General features: G+C 69.1%; 18 protein-coding genes and 1 pseudogene. 8 read left to right on the forward strand and 11 right to left on the reverse strand.

Annotated features, from left to right (window positions below; translation table 11 throughout):
* Positions 1-483 precede the first annotated feature (483 nt).
* The 5 genes from ACIBJF_RS47555 to ACIBJF_RS47575 form a co-directional block, all read right to left on the reverse strand.
* Positions 484-957 carry a DUF6114 domain-containing protein gene (locus ACIBJF_RS47555; RefSeq protein ID WP_399183989.1) on the reverse strand — a complete coding sequence of 158 codons (474 nt, stop codon included), beginning with the start codon at positions 955-957 and terminating at the stop codon, positions 484-486.
* 87 nt (positions 958-1,044) lie between these two features.
* The gene (locus tag ACIBJF_RS47560) at positions 1,045-1,623 is read right to left on the reverse strand and encodes a DUF6230 family protein (RefSeq protein WP_399183991.1); all 579 of its coding nucleotides are present in this window, start codon (positions 1,621-1,623) and stop codon (positions 1,045-1,047) included.
* A 386-nt stretch (positions 1,624-2,009) separates the two neighbouring features.
* Complete coding sequence (locus ACIBJF_RS47565; RefSeq protein ID WP_399183992.1) at positions 2,010-2,138, reverse strand: hypothetical protein; 129 nt, start codon at positions 2,136-2,138, stop codon at positions 2,010-2,012.
* Positions 2,135-3,229 (reverse strand): hypothetical protein, encoded by a 1,095-nt coding sequence (locus tag ACIBJF_RS47570; protein ID WP_399183994.1) that lies wholly within the window; start codon positions 3,227-3,229, stop codon positions 2,135-2,137. The genes ACIBJF_RS47565 and ACIBJF_RS47570 overlap by 4 nt, the downstream gene beginning before the upstream one ends.
* A gap of 235 nt (positions 3,230-3,464) precedes the next feature.
* On the reverse strand, positions 3,465-3,962 hold the full coding sequence (locus ACIBJF_RS47575; RefSeq protein ID WP_399183996.1) for a peptidylprolyl isomerase: 498 nt from the start codon (positions 3,960-3,962) through the stop codon (positions 3,465-3,467).
* Between the two features lie 495 nt (positions 3,963-4,457).
* On the opposite strand from ACIBJF_RS47575, the gene ACIBJF_RS47580 reads away from it, so the two are divergent.
* Entirely contained in the window at positions 4,458-5,030 is a 573-nt protein-coding gene (locus ACIBJF_RS47580) for a TetR/AcrR family transcriptional regulator (RefSeq protein WP_399183998.1), read from the forward strand.
* Positions 5,031-5,358: 328 nt separating this feature from the next.
* On the opposite strand, the gene ACIBJF_RS47585 is transcribed toward ACIBJF_RS47580, so the two are convergent.
* The 5 genes and pseudogenes from ACIBJF_RS47585 to ACIBJF_RS47605 form a co-directional block, all read right to left on the reverse strand.
* Positions 5,359-6,345, reverse strand: a complete 987-nt coding sequence (locus tag ACIBJF_RS47585) for a zinc-dependent alcohol dehydrogenase family protein (RefSeq protein WP_399184000.1) — start codon at positions 6,343-6,345, stop codon at positions 5,359-5,361.
* Positions 6,346-6,841: 496 nt separating this feature from the next.
* Entirely contained in the window at positions 6,842-7,204 is a 363-nt protein-coding gene (locus ACIBJF_RS47590) for a helix-turn-helix transcriptional regulator (RefSeq protein WP_399184017.1), read from the reverse strand.
* Positions 7,205-7,288: 84 nt separating this feature from the next.
* Positions 7,289-7,812: pseudogene (locus tag ACIBJF_RS47595) on the reverse strand (cupin domain-containing protein); the annotation flags it as partial.
* A 46-nt stretch (positions 7,813-7,858) separates the two neighbouring features.
* Positions 7,859-8,014: an alpha/beta fold hydrolase gene (locus ACIBJF_RS47600; protein WP_399184001.1), complete on the reverse strand. Its 156-nt coding sequence runs from the start codon at positions 8,012-8,014 to the stop codon at positions 7,859-7,861.
* The gene (locus ACIBJF_RS47605) at positions 8,011-8,688 is read right to left on the reverse strand and encodes an alpha/beta hydrolase (RefSeq protein WP_399184019.1); all 678 of its coding nucleotides are present in this window, start codon (positions 8,686-8,688) and stop codon (positions 8,011-8,013) included. Before ACIBJF_RS47605 ends, ACIBJF_RS47600 begins: the two co-directional genes overlap by 4 nt.
* A gap of 452 nt (positions 8,689-9,140) precedes the next feature.
* Between ACIBJF_RS47605 and ACIBJF_RS47610 the strand changes: the two genes are divergently transcribed.
* From ACIBJF_RS47610 to ACIBJF_RS47620, 3 genes are all read left to right on the forward strand, one after another.
* Positions 9,141-9,842: an alpha/beta hydrolase gene (locus ACIBJF_RS47610; RefSeq protein WP_399184003.1), complete on the forward strand. Its 702-nt coding sequence runs from the start codon at positions 9,141-9,143 to the stop codon at positions 9,840-9,842.
* Between the two features lie 26 nt (positions 9,843-9,868).
* Positions 9,869-10,840 (forward strand): aldo/keto reductase, encoded by a 972-nt coding sequence (locus tag ACIBJF_RS47615; protein ID WP_399184006.1) that lies wholly within the window; start codon positions 9,869-9,871, stop codon positions 10,838-10,840.
* A 286-nt stretch (positions 10,841-11,126) separates the two neighbouring features.
* Positions 11,127-11,675 (forward strand): GNAT family N-acetyltransferase, encoded by a 549-nt coding sequence (locus ACIBJF_RS47620; RefSeq protein WP_399184007.1) that lies wholly within the window; start codon positions 11,127-11,129, stop codon positions 11,673-11,675.
* A gap of 72 nt (positions 11,676-11,747) precedes the next feature.
* Here the strand turns inward: ACIBJF_RS47620 and ACIBJF_RS47625 are convergent, their stop codons facing one another.
* A complete protein-coding gene (locus ACIBJF_RS47625) occupies positions 11,748-11,951 on the reverse strand; it encodes a hypothetical protein (protein WP_399184009.1) in 204 nt (67 codons plus the stop codon).
* A gap of 139 nt (positions 11,952-12,090) precedes the next feature.
* Here ACIBJF_RS47625 and ACIBJF_RS47630 point away from each other — a divergent pair, with 139 nt between their 5' ends.
* From ACIBJF_RS47630 to ACIBJF_RS47645, 4 genes are all read left to right on the forward strand, one after another.
* A complete protein-coding gene (locus ACIBJF_RS47630) occupies positions 12,091-12,606 on the forward strand; it encodes a hypothetical protein (protein ID WP_399184011.1) in 516 nt (171 codons plus the stop codon).
* A gap of 121 nt (positions 12,607-12,727) precedes the next feature.
* A complete protein-coding gene (locus ACIBJF_RS47635) occupies positions 12,728-13,177 on the forward strand; it encodes a transposase family protein (RefSeq protein WP_399184013.1) in 450 nt (149 codons plus the stop codon).
* Complete coding sequence (locus tag ACIBJF_RS47640; RefSeq protein ID WP_399184021.1) at positions 13,087-14,364, forward strand: ISL3 family transposase; 1,278 nt, start codon at positions 13,087-13,089, stop codon at positions 14,362-14,364. Before ACIBJF_RS47635 ends, ACIBJF_RS47640 begins: the two co-directional genes overlap by 91 nt.
* A 130-nt stretch (positions 14,365-14,494) precedes the next feature.
* Positions 14,495-14,896: a hypothetical protein gene (locus ACIBJF_RS47645; protein ID WP_399184015.1), complete on the forward strand. Its 402-nt coding sequence runs from the start codon at positions 14,495-14,497 to the stop codon at positions 14,894-14,896.
* The last annotated feature ends 44 nt before the right edge of the window (positions 14,897-14,940 follow it).

The raw sequence follows: 14,940 nt of genomic DNA on the forward strand, positions 1-14,940 counted from the left end.
CACCGGCCACGCGGAGCAACACTGGGCGCAGGCTTCCATCTCCACGCTCATGCGTCCCCGCCCAGGTGGGCAGAACCCGTGTCAGACCTCACGGTCCGCATGGGATCGCTTAGCTGATTAGAGACGCTAACGAGAGCAACATCTGGCGAGGTTCAACGAGCACCATCACAGCCTCCCATCGACCCCAACAACCGGCACCCGCAAGGCCCCGCACTCGTCATCACGGATGCCCTGACCAACCAGTGCGGCTACACCCTCCGTTGAGCCAGACGTGCCGAGCTTGCGCAGAGCACTACGCGTTACGCTTGGCATCAGCGCGCTGCGTTCGCCGTACACCCGCCTGCTCCGGCAAGGCAGCGAAACTGGCGTAGCTTGAAGCACCACCTGAAGGCGTCCGCGGCCCGCCCCGAATGCTCCTCGTCGGCGGTGTGCGCGTACACCTGCGCGTCCCTCAAGAAAGCGCAGGCCGAGCTGGTGCGGAGCTCAGATGCCACGCCGGCCCTCTCCTTCCGCAACCGCCGGGGCCCTGCGGTCACTCGACGGCTCGCCGGCCGTGGGCGGCATCCATGCGCAGGCCAGGGAGCCACCGATCAAGCTGGATGCCGCACCGAGGAAGAGGCCGCCGAAGTTCGCGACGGGAAAGGAGATGAGGGCGAGCAGGAGGGTGGCGATCCCGGCGAACACACGAAGGTGGGGGCGGTAGCAGAGCGCGACGCCCAGGACCAGCAGCAGAACGCCGATCACCAGGGACCCGGCACCCGACGTCGTCGACAGGGCGAGCGGCACCCCGCCCAGGTCCAGGTGCGCATAGGGCCAGTAGAGGATGGGCAGGCCGGCGGTGAATGTGAACAGCCCGGCCCAGAAAGGGCGTTCGCCACGCCACCTGCTGAACCTGCGCCAGAGCTCCGGTGCGGTGATGAGCCGTTCGCGTCGTCTGCCGAAGGGGGTGGTGATCACGTGTCCTGTCCTGATCAGTGGTGTCGTGGTCCCGTGAGGAGGACGTGAGACCCGGGCCCTTTGGCCCTTGCGGAGGGGCCATCCGGGTCAGGGGCATGCGTGGTTGCCCTTCTCGAGTTGCAGGCGCAGTCCCGGAACGCTGATCGTGCCGGCAGAGAGTGCGAGCGCGCTCACCCGCACGTCCGTCAGGGTGGCCGACGCAGCCTGCTGGCCGACGCCGTCGGGGTCGAAGAAGCGGGAGGCCTTGTCTCCGGGATCGACGGGGCCCTTGGTGATGGCACCCTGGGCGACACCGATGTCGAGGCCGCTGAAATCCCCGCGTTGGGCCGTCTGGGTCGTTGCGTCGATGAACAGGTCCGACGCCTCGGCCGGCCGGCCACTGCCGGTCAGGCGCAGCGTCTGCGTGCCCAGCACCGGGACCTCGACGACGACGGACTGGCACAGGCCGCTGAGCGTGGCATGCCTAAAACCGCTGACCACGACAGGTACGAGCTCGCCTTTCCTGGTCACGTCGACCATGCCGTAGAGGCTGAACCCACGGGCGGTCAACGAGTCGGCGGTGATCTGGAATTTCTGGCCGGAGATGAAGAACGAGGCGGCGAGCGCTCCCTGCGCCATGGCGATCGCGACCGTCGCGCACGCCGCGATGCCGGACAGCAGGACCACCGCGAAACGCCTCCAGCGGGTCCTCCCGGCGTGGTGCGACATCCCGCCTCCTTCAGTGGTGCCGTCAACCCGCCCGTACCAAACAAGAACAAACGCAACTAATTTGCCAGGTAATGGATCCTAGAGTTCCGGGTACGGCAACCGGCTGCACCCCAGGCCCGCCGAACGAGTGATACACATCCAGCCCGGCTCATCAGGCGACAGCCGCGTCCGCCCCGACGAGTCACACCCTTGCCAGCGGCCAGGGCCGGACGCCACACCACCAACGCCAGTCCCGGTGCAACAGGCCGGGCATCGATCCCGGCCTGTCCAAAGCCACCCTCCGCTGAAGCGGTAACCCGCAGCCGGCGTCCACACCATCGCAGGCCATCCCTTCTCCGCAGCGTTCAGCGGAGGCAGCGGGTGCCGCGCAGCCTCGTGCCGGGCACGCCCTGCAGCACAGCGGCTACAACGGGCTGATGGACGCCGTCGCGCGTGGTGCCGCCCGCCGGGGGCGCCGCCTTCGCCGTGTTCACCGGAGGACGATGCGGAACTGGTCATCCAGCGTGAGCGCCGGAACCATCACGACGGACCTCGTGCCATCCGGCCCACGGACGTCGAAGGCCCAGAACGGTGCCAGGGCCGAACCATGGCGTACGGTCGCCGTCGCCAGTACGAGATGCGCCCCGTCCACCGTGGCCTCGACCAGCTGCTTCCCCGATGTTGCGGTGTGGGCCGGCTGGGCCGCGTTGAGCTGCTGCACCGCGTCGTCCGCGTCGATCAGCGCGTACTCGGTGTCCTTGACGGGAAGCCGCAGTAACCCACTGCCTTCCACGATGCGCCCGTCCCCATTGATTACCAGCCTCGTGTCCCAGTTGACGGTCGGCAGCCCGTCGACCACCGGGTCGGCCCGCACTTCCGTCGCCCCTCGCCACTCCTGGCGCCGCACGGTCACCTTGGCATTCCCCAGCCCGAGCTTCCGGAACACAGGCAGTGCGACCGACTTCGCGAGCCGGTCGCTCGGCAAGGCGCCCCCGGAGCGTGTGTATTCGCACTTGTCCCTGTGCTCGCAGCGGTCCGTGCCACCAGACGCCCATCTCTTGTAGTTCCAGCCCCCAGGCGCGGACTCGCCCAGATCGGCCTCCGGCCACCTGCCGTACCTGGACGCCCCGGTCGTCCAGGTCTGTCTCGCCAGCCGCAGGGTTCCCACCCCGAGCGCGTCCGCCAGGCGCGTCGCCTCCGCGGCCGTGACCGCCCCCTTCGACCGGTAGACCGCAGCCGAGCCCGTCGCCTTCGATAGCGGGCCGGCCGCCCGGTAGGTGATATCGGGGAACGAGGCGGGAGTCCCGACCGCCGCAGGCGGGCCATACACGCTCACTCCAAGGGGCGGGAACGTGGGGCTGGCGACCGGAGAGGGTGTTGCCGACCCTTCCGCCGTACGTGCCGCCCCCACCGTGCCCCCGCCATCCTTGGAAGCCCACAGCCCGTACGCGCCGCCGCCCAGGAGCAAAAGCGCCACAGCGGTGACCGAAAGCCCCACACACCGCCGTCTTCTGTCCCGCGGACCCGGCGCACCCTCATGCTTCAGCCAGGCCGGGCCGGGCCGGGCGATGATCTCGCGGAACACGGCCGTCACCTTACTCAGCGTGATCTCTCAGTTGTGTGCCCGTCAGGTACCTGGCGAGGGTGGCCGGTCAGGCAACGGCCAGGAGGAGCAACCCCGGCGTTTCCATCGGAGCCGCCCGCCTGCCTGATCCAGCAGCGGATACCGGTCCCTCCTTCGTCACGGCATGCCACTTGACTACCCACCGGGGTCTGAGGCATCCCGTCGACGAAATGCCGCGGCCCCCGAGAGGCCGGGATCAGCCGCCGTCGACCACGCCGGAGGCCGCGATCTCGACCTTGCCCTTGGGGGCGCCGGACTGCGAGCCCAAAGCCTCGATCCGGTCGACGAGCTCCTGGCCCTCGACGACCTCGCCGAAGACGACGTGCTTGCCGTCGAGCCACGGGGTGAGGACGGTGGTGATGAAGAACTGCGAGCCGTTGGTGTTGCGGCCGGCGTTCGCCATCGACAGCAGGTACTTACGGTCGTGCTTCAGTGCGAAGTTCTCGTCCTCGAACTTCTCACCGTAGATGCTCTTGCCGCCGGTTCCGTCGTGGTTGGTGAAGTCACCGCCCTGCAGCATGAACTGGGGGATGATGCGGTGGAACCCCGAACCGGCGTAGCCGTAGCCGTTCTGGCCAGTGGCCAGCTCACGGAAGTTGCGCGCGGTCTTCGGGACGACCTCGTCGAAGAGGTTGAAGACGATTCGGCCGGCGGGGGCGCCGTTGATGCTGATGTCGAAGTACACGTTGCTCATGGGGCCATCCTGTCACCCCTGGTGCCGACCACGCCCAACCGGGCCGCCGGTCACCGGACATCCGTGCCGGGCTGAACCCCGTACGCTAGGCCGTCCGGCCTGTGCGGTCGCACCATCTGCCCAGACTCCGTCACGTTGGATCACCTCGCCGAGGAGCACTACCGTCCCACTCCCCCGCCCACCGCCGCCGGCCCAGCGGCCGGTGATCTGCCCGGCCGTGACCCACAGTTCATCCCCGCCGCCTGCCGACACGTGCTGCACACCGGGAGCCGGCGGGGATGTCCGCACCGCGGGCCCGGCCCAGCAACTCAGCATCTTTGCCCGGCAGGCGGCATGACGCCGACTTGGTGCGGCTCCGAAGCCCGTTTGGAGAGGTAGCCCTTCGTGGCCTACCACGGGGAGAACTCGCCCCAGGAGCTCTCCCCGGTGCTTCACCAGGTGGCCTTGCCCTCCTTAAATCAGACGAACTAGTATGTCCGATTAAGGAGGAAAGCCATGGCGACGCGATTCCGGAAGACCAAGTCCGAGGAGAAGATCCTCACTGCGGCAGCCGATCTGTTCTACGCGCACGGACTGCGCGGTGTCGGTGTCGATCAGGTCATCGACGCTTCGGGCGTTGCGAAGTCGACCCTGTACGCGCACTTCCGCACCAAGGAGGAGCTGATCGCCGCGTACCTGCGCAGAACCGACGACTCCTGGATGAGCCAGCTGCAGAGCGCCGCTGAGCGCGCGGGCCACGACGCCTGCGAGCAGCTCGTCGGCCTCTTCGACGCGTTGGAGGCCGCCTTCGACCGGCACGGCTTCTTCGGGTGCCCGTTCGTCAGTGCCGCCGTCGAGGCCGAGCCGGACTCGGAGGCCCGGGCCATCACCCTGGAGCACACGCGGCGCCGTCAGGCGTGGCTGACCGAGCTGAGCGAGAAGGCCGGGGCCGAGACTCCCGAGTCGCTCGCCTGGCACATCGGGCTCCTGATCGACGGCGCCCTGGCCTCCGGCCGCCTGCTGCAGGACCGCACCGTCGTGGACGAGGCGAAGACCGCAGCCCGCCGACTCCTCGCCAGCCACACCTGAGTAAGGCCGGCGCTGCACACGGACGGCACGTGAGCATCCCCCTCCGATACGCCAGAGGGTGCAACTCCGGACACGTACTGTCGTAGGCAATGAGCGCGTGTCCGACAACCATCCGACGGTGCTTTCCTCTGGCGACCGTGGACGCCGCGACCGGTTGGCGAGACACGGGCCGGTCACGCCTGGCCATCCGGACGCCCGTAACGGTCCGGGCCCGCAGCCGACTCGGCTCTTTTGGGGCCCTGGCTCCGTGATCAGGAGGGCCGGGCCCGCTCACCCCGGCCCCGCTCGCCCAGGTCCACACAACCCCGGGACCGCACGACCTCGGGAGTCACGCCTTGATGTCAACGACAACCTTGCCGGTGGTGGCGCCGGTCTCCACTGCGGTGTGGGCGTCGGCGACGGTGTCCAGCGTGAAACGGCGGGGATCGAGAACGGGCTTGAGCAACCCGCTGTCGGTCAGGGCGGCGACTTCCCGCAGGATCTCACCGTGGTGCTCGCGGCCACGGCCGGTGAGCATGGGCAGCAGGGTGAAGACGCCCGAGTAGGTGGCGCCGCGGAAGGAGAGCGGGGCGATGCTGTGGGTGCCCCAGCCCAGGGCGCTGACGACATGGCCGGTGTAGGTGCGTGCCGCGGTGAAGGACGTGTCGAGGGTCTTTCCGCCCACGGTGTCGAAGATGATGTCGAAGCCTTCGCCGCCGGTGTACTTGGCGACGTACTCCTCGACAGTCGTGGTGGTGTAGTCGATCGGGGTCGCCCCCAGTCGCTGGATGGTCTCCAGGCTCCGCGCGGAGCCGGTGGCGTAGACCTCGGCGCCGCGGGCGCGGGCGATCTGGACGGCGACCTGTCCGATGCCGCCGGCGCCGCCGTGGACGAGGACCTTGTGACCCTTGCGGACCTGTGCCCGGTCCACGAGTCCTTCCCAGGCGGTGATGACCACCAGTGGCAGCGCCGCGGCCTCCCGCATGCTGAGCGAGGCCGGTTTGTGGGCGAGCAGCCGGGCGTCGACGGCGGCGTACTCGGCGAGAGAGCCCTGCAAGTCGCCGACGCCGCCCGTCATGCCGTAGACCTCGTCGCCGTGAGCGAAGCCGGAGACCCCTTCGCCGACCTGCTCGACCACACCGGCGAGGTCGAGACCGAGTACGGCGGGCAGTGTGCGCCTGGCGTGGGGGGCTTTGCCCGCCCGGATCTTGGTGTCCAGCGGGTTGACGCCGCTGGCCTTGACCTGGACGAGGACCTGGCCAGGGCCGGCAGTGGGCTTCTCGATGTCCTTGGGGATCAGCGGGGTGTCGAACTCTTCCAGGACCAGTGCACGCATGGGTGGCTCTTCTCTCATGGTGGTCGCCCCGCCGGCAGGGACGTGCGGCATGGATTCCGGCGCAGGGCTCCGGGTTGGGGGAACCGCTTCTCGCGCCTTGACGGCATGTGGTCTTCCCCGTGGAGGCTTCCACTAATCGAACAGACTAGTGTGTTTGATTAATGAGGGCAAGGGTGCTCGCCACGGCCGGAGAGCACTGAGTTCGCGGCCACGGTGGCCCCGACCTGAGCGAGCCGGCGACGCGGTGAACCCCCATGCCCGGACCGCCCACGAGGCCAGGTTTCGGTCCCCCCGAGAGAGATCGCCTGCATGCGCCGGTGCCGCCCGTCCCGAGGATCTCGACGCTGCACCCCATGCCGGGAACAGCAGGATCTGGCACCCGGACACACGCGCAGGCCCCGACCGAGTGGCAGGTCGGCCTCCAAACGTGCGTAGTGCCTGCTCACGGGGTGGATCAGGAGCGGAAGGGCGCAGCGGATCCCGGGCGGCCACGCTGTCACTCCTGGTCGGTAGGGTCCTGAGGCGTCCGCCCCGCCCGGTAGCGTCCGGGAGATGCACCCATCACGCGCTTGAAGGCGTGGCTGAAGGAGCTCTCGGATCCGTAGCCCCAGCGCGAGGCGATCGCCCAGACGGTGCGGTCGGTTGTTCTCAGCTCCCGCGCCGCCGAACGGATCCGCCAGCTCGCGAGGTACTCGAGCGGCGGTAGGCCGACGCTCTCGGTGAACCTGGCGGCGAACTGGGACCTCGACATGCCGACCTTGGCGGCGAGCCCGGCGACGGTCCAGCGGTGTGCGGGCGTGTCGTGCATCAGAGCCAGTGCGGCCCCGATCTGTCGGTCGGCGAGGGTGGTCAGCCACACGCCCCCGGTGGCGCCTCGCTCCGTGACATGAGCCCGCAGCAGGTGGACCAGCAGGACCTGGGCCAGCCGCTCGGTGACGAAGGGGGTACCCAGGCCGGGCGCGCCGGTCTCCGCCCGGAGCAGTTCCAGTGCGGCGCGGATGGCGCCCGCGGCGCACTGGAACTGGCGCCGACGTGGACGAGCGGCGGCAGGACATCGACGAGCACCGTGGCATTGGCCTCGTCCAGGTCGAAGCCGCAGCCCACCACGACCGCGTCGCAGGCCGCCCCGATCCGGACGGTCGCCCCCTCGGTGTAGTCCGCGAAGACCCTGGCGCTCGGCACCGCCGGAATGACCGGCCCGCCGGACAACTCATAGGCGCGACCGCTGCCGATCAGGTAGCAGTCGCCCTCGCCGAGCACCACCGGGGCGGGGAGGCCGGCGACCGCGATCCGGCAGCTGCCCTCCAGCACAGCGCCGAACTTGATGTGCCGGTAGCCCGAGAAGCCGACGGCCCACGGCTCCTGCGTCTCCATCCGCGCGAACTGCGCACTGCGCAGATCGAGCAGGGCCAGTACGTCGGTCAACGGATCCATCGGCTGTCCTCCCACGGGCGCGGCCGGCGCCATGCGGCTCCGCCGACGGCTTCGAGCCCGTGCCGGGGCACCGCCGCGGTCATCGCCCCGCCCGCTCGGCCCCGGCAGTCCGCGACAGGAAGTCCAGCAACAGCCGGGTGACCGTATCGGGCGCCTCCAGCGGGAGCCAGTGCCCGGCGCCGTCGATCCGTTCGTACCGCCATTCTCCGCGCCCCTCCTCCGCCGAGCCAGTCATCTGCCGCTCGGTGAGGAAGCGGTCCGCGCTGCCCCACACCCCATGGCGGGTGCGCGAACAGGAGCGGCCGCGGGGCGTCGGCCCACCAGCGACGCCGACGGAGCCCAGGCCCGGTACAGCCCGAGCGCGCCGGTCATGGCTCCGGGCTGCCGCAGGCGGGCGACGGCCTTCTCCACATCGGGGTGCCCGGAGAGGAGCTCGCAGACCTGGGCGGCAGAGTCCTGCACCAGCCACTCCTCCGCGACATCGAACTGGAACATCAGCGTGCACCAGCCCTTCTCCCGCTGCTCCCGGCCCGCTCTGCGGTAGCAGGCGGGGTGGCCGGTCGACAGGCAGGCCAGACTCGCGACCCGCCCGGGATTCGCGGAAGCGAAGATCCAGGCGATCACAGCGCCCCAGTCGTGACCGACTACGTGAGCGCGGTCGGCACCGAGCCCGTCGAGTACGGCCTCGAGGTCGCTCAGCACGCACGCCGGGGCGTACTCATGGACCGCGGCGGGCTTGTCCGACGCACCGAAGCCGCGGAGGTCCATCGTGATCACGCGGTGGCCTGCGTCCAGCAGTGCAGGTACCTGGTGGCGCCAGAGCTCCGAAGTGTCGGGAAAGCCATGCACCAGCAAGACGGCGGGTCCGTTCTGCAGACCTTGGGCCTGGACGGCAATGCCGTCGATCATGGTTCTCACGCAACTGCTCCTTCGCGGCACGTCCGCGCGGGAGACGACTCCCGCCCGCGACTGTGCCTGGTCGACGCGGCGGCAGGGAATTCGAGCGGTTCAACCCACCGGAGGGATGGTCCGGCTCCAGCCCGCTCTCACGCAGGCGGGAAGGGTCACCGGCAGCAGCTGAAACAACGCCTCCCGGGCATGCGAACAGCCCACAGCCCACTATGGACGGTCACCGGGCCCCGGTCGGCGTGCAGCCGACGTCATAGGACGGCCGCACAAGAACCGTGGACAACCGAGCATGGCCCGGACCTCCGCGCGGCCGTAACTTCGCCGGCAGGCGGTGCTCCACCGCCCCTCCACACCGCGGCCGATGAGGCGCTCCCGGCAGCGCGCCAAGCAGCGACCACCCCATCCGCCGCGCGGCCGTGTCCGTTTATCACCCGTAGTCCCAAGGCTGATCCATGACCTCTGCAGAAAACAACCAGCCCGCGATCCTGCTCGTGCACGGCGCCTGGCACGGCGCCTGGTGCTGGGAGAAACTCGCCCCCGAACTCACCGCGCTCGGATGGCGGGTCGCCACCGTCGATCTGCCGAGCGCCTCGGCCGACCCCGAGAACACCGCCGGGATGTACGACGACGCACGGGTCATCCATGAGCGTCTGGCCGGCATCGACGGCCCGGTGACCGTCCTAGCGCACTCCTACGGCGGCCTGCCCGCGACCGAGGCCGCCACCAGTACCGCCAACGTCTCACGCCTGCTCTACCTCTCCGTCTTCCAGCTCGACGAGGGCGACTCCCTCGCCGACCAGAGCGGGGGACAGCTCCCCATCGGCGACACCGGCACGCTGCCCGCCAACGAGGACCCCGTGAACTACTTCTACGCCGACGCCGCCCCGGAGGACGCCGAGCGCGCCGCCGCACGTCTAGTCCGGCAGACCGTGAAGTCCTTCAGTGAGCCCCTCACCGCGGCAACCTGGAAGGCCGTGCCCTCCAGCTACATCATGTGCGAGCAGGACCAGGCCCTCCCGCTCGCCTTCCAGGAGGCCATGGCGGTCCGCTCCGAGCGCTCCTACCGGCTGCCCACCAGCCACTCCCCGTTCCTCTCAGCACCCGCACGGCTGGCCCGGCTGATCACCGCCGACGCCGGCCTGCAGCAGTCCTGACCCACAACCGCCGGAAAGGCACCGTCATGCACAACGTGGAACTGGGCTCGCAGGGCCTGAGCGTCTCCGCCCAGGGCCTGGGCGCCATGGGCATGAGCGTCTGGTACGGGCCGCGCGACGAGCGGGAGAGCATCGCCACCCTCAATGCGGCCGTCGACCTGGGAGTCACCCACATCGACTCTGCCGAGGCGTACGGCCCCTTCGCGAACGAGAAGCTGCTGGGCCGTGCGCTCGGCCGCAGACGCGACGAGATCACGATCGCCACCAAGTTCGCGACCGAGTTCGACGACGACGGCACCGCCCACGGGCACAACGGCACCCCCGCCTACGCTCACCGGGCCATCGACCGCTCGTTGCGGCACCTCGGCATGGACGTCATCGACCTGTACTACCTGCACCGGGTCGACCCCAAGGTCCCGATCGAGGAGACCATCGGCGCCATGGGCGAGATGGTCCAAGCCGGCAAGGTCCGGTACATCGGCGTCTGCGAGACCGACCCGGAGACCATCCGCCGGGCGCACGCCACCCATCCCCTGGCCGCCGTCCAGTCCGAATACTCGCTGTTCACCCGGGACGTCGAGCACAACGGCGTCCTGGACACGGTTCGCGAACTGGGCATCGGTTTCGTCGCCTTCTCCCCCCTGGGCCGCGGTCTACTGACCGGCGCCATCAACAGCGCCGCCGAGCTCACGGCCGACGACGCCCGGCGGAACCTGCCGCGCTTCGCCGACGGCAACATCGCCGCCAACCTCCGAGTGGTGGACGAGCTGAGCCGACTCGCGGAGTCCAGGGGGGTGACGCCGGCCCAGCTCGTGCTGGCGTGGCTGCACCAGCAGAGTGTCGTACCCATTCCCGGCACCAAGCGACGCACCTACCTGCGCCAGAACGCCCAGGCTGCGACGATCCGGCTCGGCCCAGATGAGCTCGCCCGCATCGACGCCATCGCCCCGCACGGCATCGCCGCAGGCCATCGCGGAGGCGAGCGCCCCAAGAGCTGATCTGCGACTGCGCGTCATGGTCCAGAAGTCCCCGATCCTGAACTGGCGCATCTCGCACGGGGCTTGCACATCACCCCGTGCAGCAAACACTCAAGCGAGCTCTGTACGGTCCAGCCTCGTTCGAACTCCTCCGGACCCGGATCCTCACGCAGCCATGAGCTTCCAAGGAACTGCGGACAGAACCTTGAAACCGGCCGGGGCCGCTCCTCACCCCCACTTGCTTGGGGGTGGCTTGATCGGTCCGCGAGTCTTGATCACTGCCGAGCCTGCTGATTAGTTGGTCGGCATGACTGAACTTGGACCCGTCGCCTGGCCACCGGCCCCCATCAAGACCGAGCGGCTCGTACTCCGCGAGTCCGAGGCCCGGGACCGCGCGGCGGTCATCGAGCTGAACGCCTCACCAGAGGTGAACACCTACCTTGGTGGCCCTCGACCGCGCGCCGAGCTCGAACGCACGATGCCCGAGGTGCCCGGGCAGCGCCGTGGCTGGTTCGTGGTCGAACTCGACGGAGCAATGATCGGCACGATCCAGCTCAAACCGCACGCCCCCGAGCGTCCGAATAACCGCCGTCTGGAGGCAGGGCAGACCGAGCTCGGCTACTTGTTCCTACCGGAGGCGTGGGGACGCGGGTACGCCACCGAGGCGTGCACAGCGGCACTCGAGTGGTTTGCCGGCGCGCTGCCCGGTGAGCCGGTGGTGCTCTACACCCAGACCGCCAACGCCCGCTCGATGCGCCTCGCGGCGAAGCTCGGGTTCACCGAGCTGGAACGGTTCGAGGCCTACGGCGCCGAACAGTGGTTCGGCGTCTGGTCTTCGGCCACACCACTCGAGTGAGCTCGTCCCCGACGGCGCGGAGCCACCACGCAACAGGCACTGCTAGGACGAAGCCCAACGCTGCCGAAACTCTTACGAGCAGTTGCCGGTGGACGACTTCGCCCAGGTAGCCGACTCCACAGCGACGACGGTCGCCGAGTTCGCCAGGGACTCCTCCGGAGCGTGGGAGATGCGCGGGATGATCTGAGGCTTCGACACCGGCCCGGTGCTCTTCACCGCGGAGATGGGCAGCCGGCAGCACTGATCGCTCTCCGAGGGCTTCTCGATCAGCGGCACTTTCCTTACCGTTCCGGAGGACACTGGAAACAGGCGCTGGTGCTCGTAAGGGGGGTGTCGGCTCGTGGCGATGAGACCCGTTCAGCGAAGAACGCTCCGTGCAAGGCTGTGGCGGTTCAGGCGCAATCCGCTTCGCCGGGTGAGCGATGTCGTCGAGGCGTGGCTGCTGCTCACCGCGTGGGTCGTGGGGGTGCTGGGTGGCGCGACCGCGGGCGTATTGGCCGCGGTGGAGGCGGACCGGGGCTTCGAGGAGGAGCGTTCCGGGCGCCGGGAGGTCGTGGCGGTCCTCCTGGAGAACGCCAGGGACGTGGTGCCCGGGCACGCGGACGTGAGCAGGGCCAGTGCGACGGTCCGGTGGACGACGTCCGATGGCCGCGCGCACACCGGCCGGACGACGGTGGCCGCGCATACCCACGCGGGAGCGCAGGTACGGGTTTGGACGAATGCGCGAGGTGACCTGGTCTCCCAGCCCCCGGCTGAGTCCGACGCGATGGTGAGGTCTTCCTTCATCGGTGTCGGCGTGGCTGCAGTGGCCGCGGGCGTGGTCTGGGGTTTCGCACGGACCGCACGTGTCCTGCTGGACCGGCGTCGCATGAGGCGGTGGGCACTGGAGTGGGAGCGCGTCGACATCCGGCGTGGTGGCAGGACCGCTTGATCCGCACTCCTGGTCGTGCTCAACGCTTGCCGGTCCGGAACGAGGCGGATGCGGACTCCCCCTGTGTGGACGATCACGTTATTCGGCTCTGTCGAAGATCTTGTGATCGGACCCGTGCCCGGTGGCTGGTCCGGCACGTTGTCGCTGGTGTGGTTCGCGAAGTCTTGAAGCGCTTCTTCCTCATCTGGCCGGTGTCGTAGTCGAGTTCGTCCAGCAGTCGGCGACCGAGATCGTTCTGCACGCGCACGCCAGAGCTGCCGGGGCAGCGTGTCCACACTGTTCAAGGCCGTCCGGCCGGGTTCACGGGCGGTATGTCCGACGTTTGGCGGACGCTGCGATAGGCGGCCGAGCCGTGGTCATCGAGCTGCTGGTACGCCGCTTCCGGTGCCTGAATGGCACCTGCTCCGCAGTGACGTTCGCCGAACAGGTCGAGGGGCTGACCTCGCCGCACGCCCGCAGAACCCGCTGCTGCGGTCGGTCCTGCTGTCCATCGCCTGCACGCTCGCCGGTCGGCCCGGTGCCCGCCTGGCCGCCCTGCTGGGCATCCATGTCGAAAAGGACACCCTGCTGAGCCTGGTGAGGGCCATGCCTGACCCTCCCGAAGGGCCGGTGCGCGTCCTGGGCGTGGACGACTTCGCTCTGCGGAAGGGCGACTCATACGCCACCGTCCTCGTCGACCTGGAGACCCGTCGGCCGGTCGAGGTGCTGGCAGGGCGGGAAGCCGAGCCCTTTGCCGCCTGGCTGGCCACGCATCCGGAGGTGGAGATCATTTGTCGGGACCGCGCTGGTGCCTACGCTGAGGGGGCCAGGACTGGCGCTCCCCAGGCCGTGCAGGTTGCCGACGGGTGGCACCTTTGGCGGAACGTCGCCGAGGCGGTTGAGAAGACCGTTGGGTCGCCCTATCCGTGCATCCGGTCAGCCTTCACAGCAATCACGGTCCCCGAGCCAGACCCGGACGACCACGCGGAGCCATTCGACCCTCCGGACGGGACAGGTGACTGCTTCGGTCGGCCGCGTCGCCTGGTCGCCCGCACCGAAGAACGCTTCGCGGCGGTGCAGGAACGCCTCGCTGAAGGCAAATCCCTCGGCGCCATCGGCCGGGAACTGCGACTGGACAACTCCACCGTGCGCCGCTTCGCTCGCGCCACCTGCATCGACGAGCTACTGGTCAAGGCGGTCAACCGGCAGTCCATCCTGGACGAGTACAAGCCTTACCTGCATGAGCGCTGGAACGAAGGCTGTCACGACATCCCCAGCCTCCACCGTGAAATCCAGGCCCTTGGCTTCCACGGGGACATCCAGACGGTCCGTCGCTACTTGCGTCCCGCCAAAGAGCGCGGACTGCTGACGGCACCCCGGCCCGCCCCGCGTCCCCGCCGCGTGGTCCGCTGGATCATGACGACCCCCGACCGGCTTTCCTCCAGCGACGCCCAGGAACTCAAAGAGCTCCGCGCCGCATGCCCGCACCTCGACGCCACGGCCAGACACGTCCGCGACTTCGCCGCCATGCTCCACGACCGCCGCGGCGACCTGCTGCCCGACTGGATGAACCGTGTCATGGGCGACGACCTACCAGCCCTGCACTCCCTGATCACCGGACTACGCCGCGATCAAGACGCCGTCATCGCAGGACTCTCAAGTCACTGGAGCACAGGCCAAGTTGAAGATCACGTCACACGCATCAAGCTCCTCAAACGCAAGGGCTACGGTCGTGCCAATCTCGACCTGCTCCGCCGCCGCGTACTCCTCGCGAGCTGACGGGTCCGATCACAACATCTTCGACAGAGCCCGTAATTCCCCAGTTCCTCGGGCAGTGGGGCCGCCGGAGGCCGACTCGTGGCTCCCCCGTGCAGACAGGCCAGGGCTGGATTTCTAGGCTGACGGGGCGATGCGGGACTTGATCGCCGCGTTCAGCGGTGCTGCTCAGCGGCGGATGGCTGACGCCGGATGGCACAAGCGAGCGGGTGACATCTACTCGCTGGAGCTTGGCGACGGCTTCCACGCCTGGCTCGGGCTCAATCGCGCGTCACATCACGTCCCATTGAAGATCAACCCCGTTGTGGGCCTTCGCTATGATCCCGTCGAACGGCTCCTGGTTGAACTCCTCGGCGAGCCGATGGGATTCTCGGCGACGATTGCGTGGCCCGTCGGATATCTGACGCCGAGCCGTAGCTTCCTGCAGCTGCGGGTGGCGGCAGAGGGCGACGCCGAGCTCGTCGCGGAAGAGCTTGTGGCCCTCTTGAAGGCTCCCCTCCCTGGAGGGAGGGGATGCGTCGCCCTCCAGGGCTGAGCGGGGATTTACGGCTCAGGCCGCCACCGGAGCCGGCGGCCCCG

The organism is Streptomyces sp. NPDC050743 (genome assembly GCF_044456925.1).
In the GTDB taxonomy this organism is placed as follows: domain Bacteria; phylum Actinomycetota; class Actinomycetes; order Streptomycetales; family Streptomycetaceae; genus Streptomyces.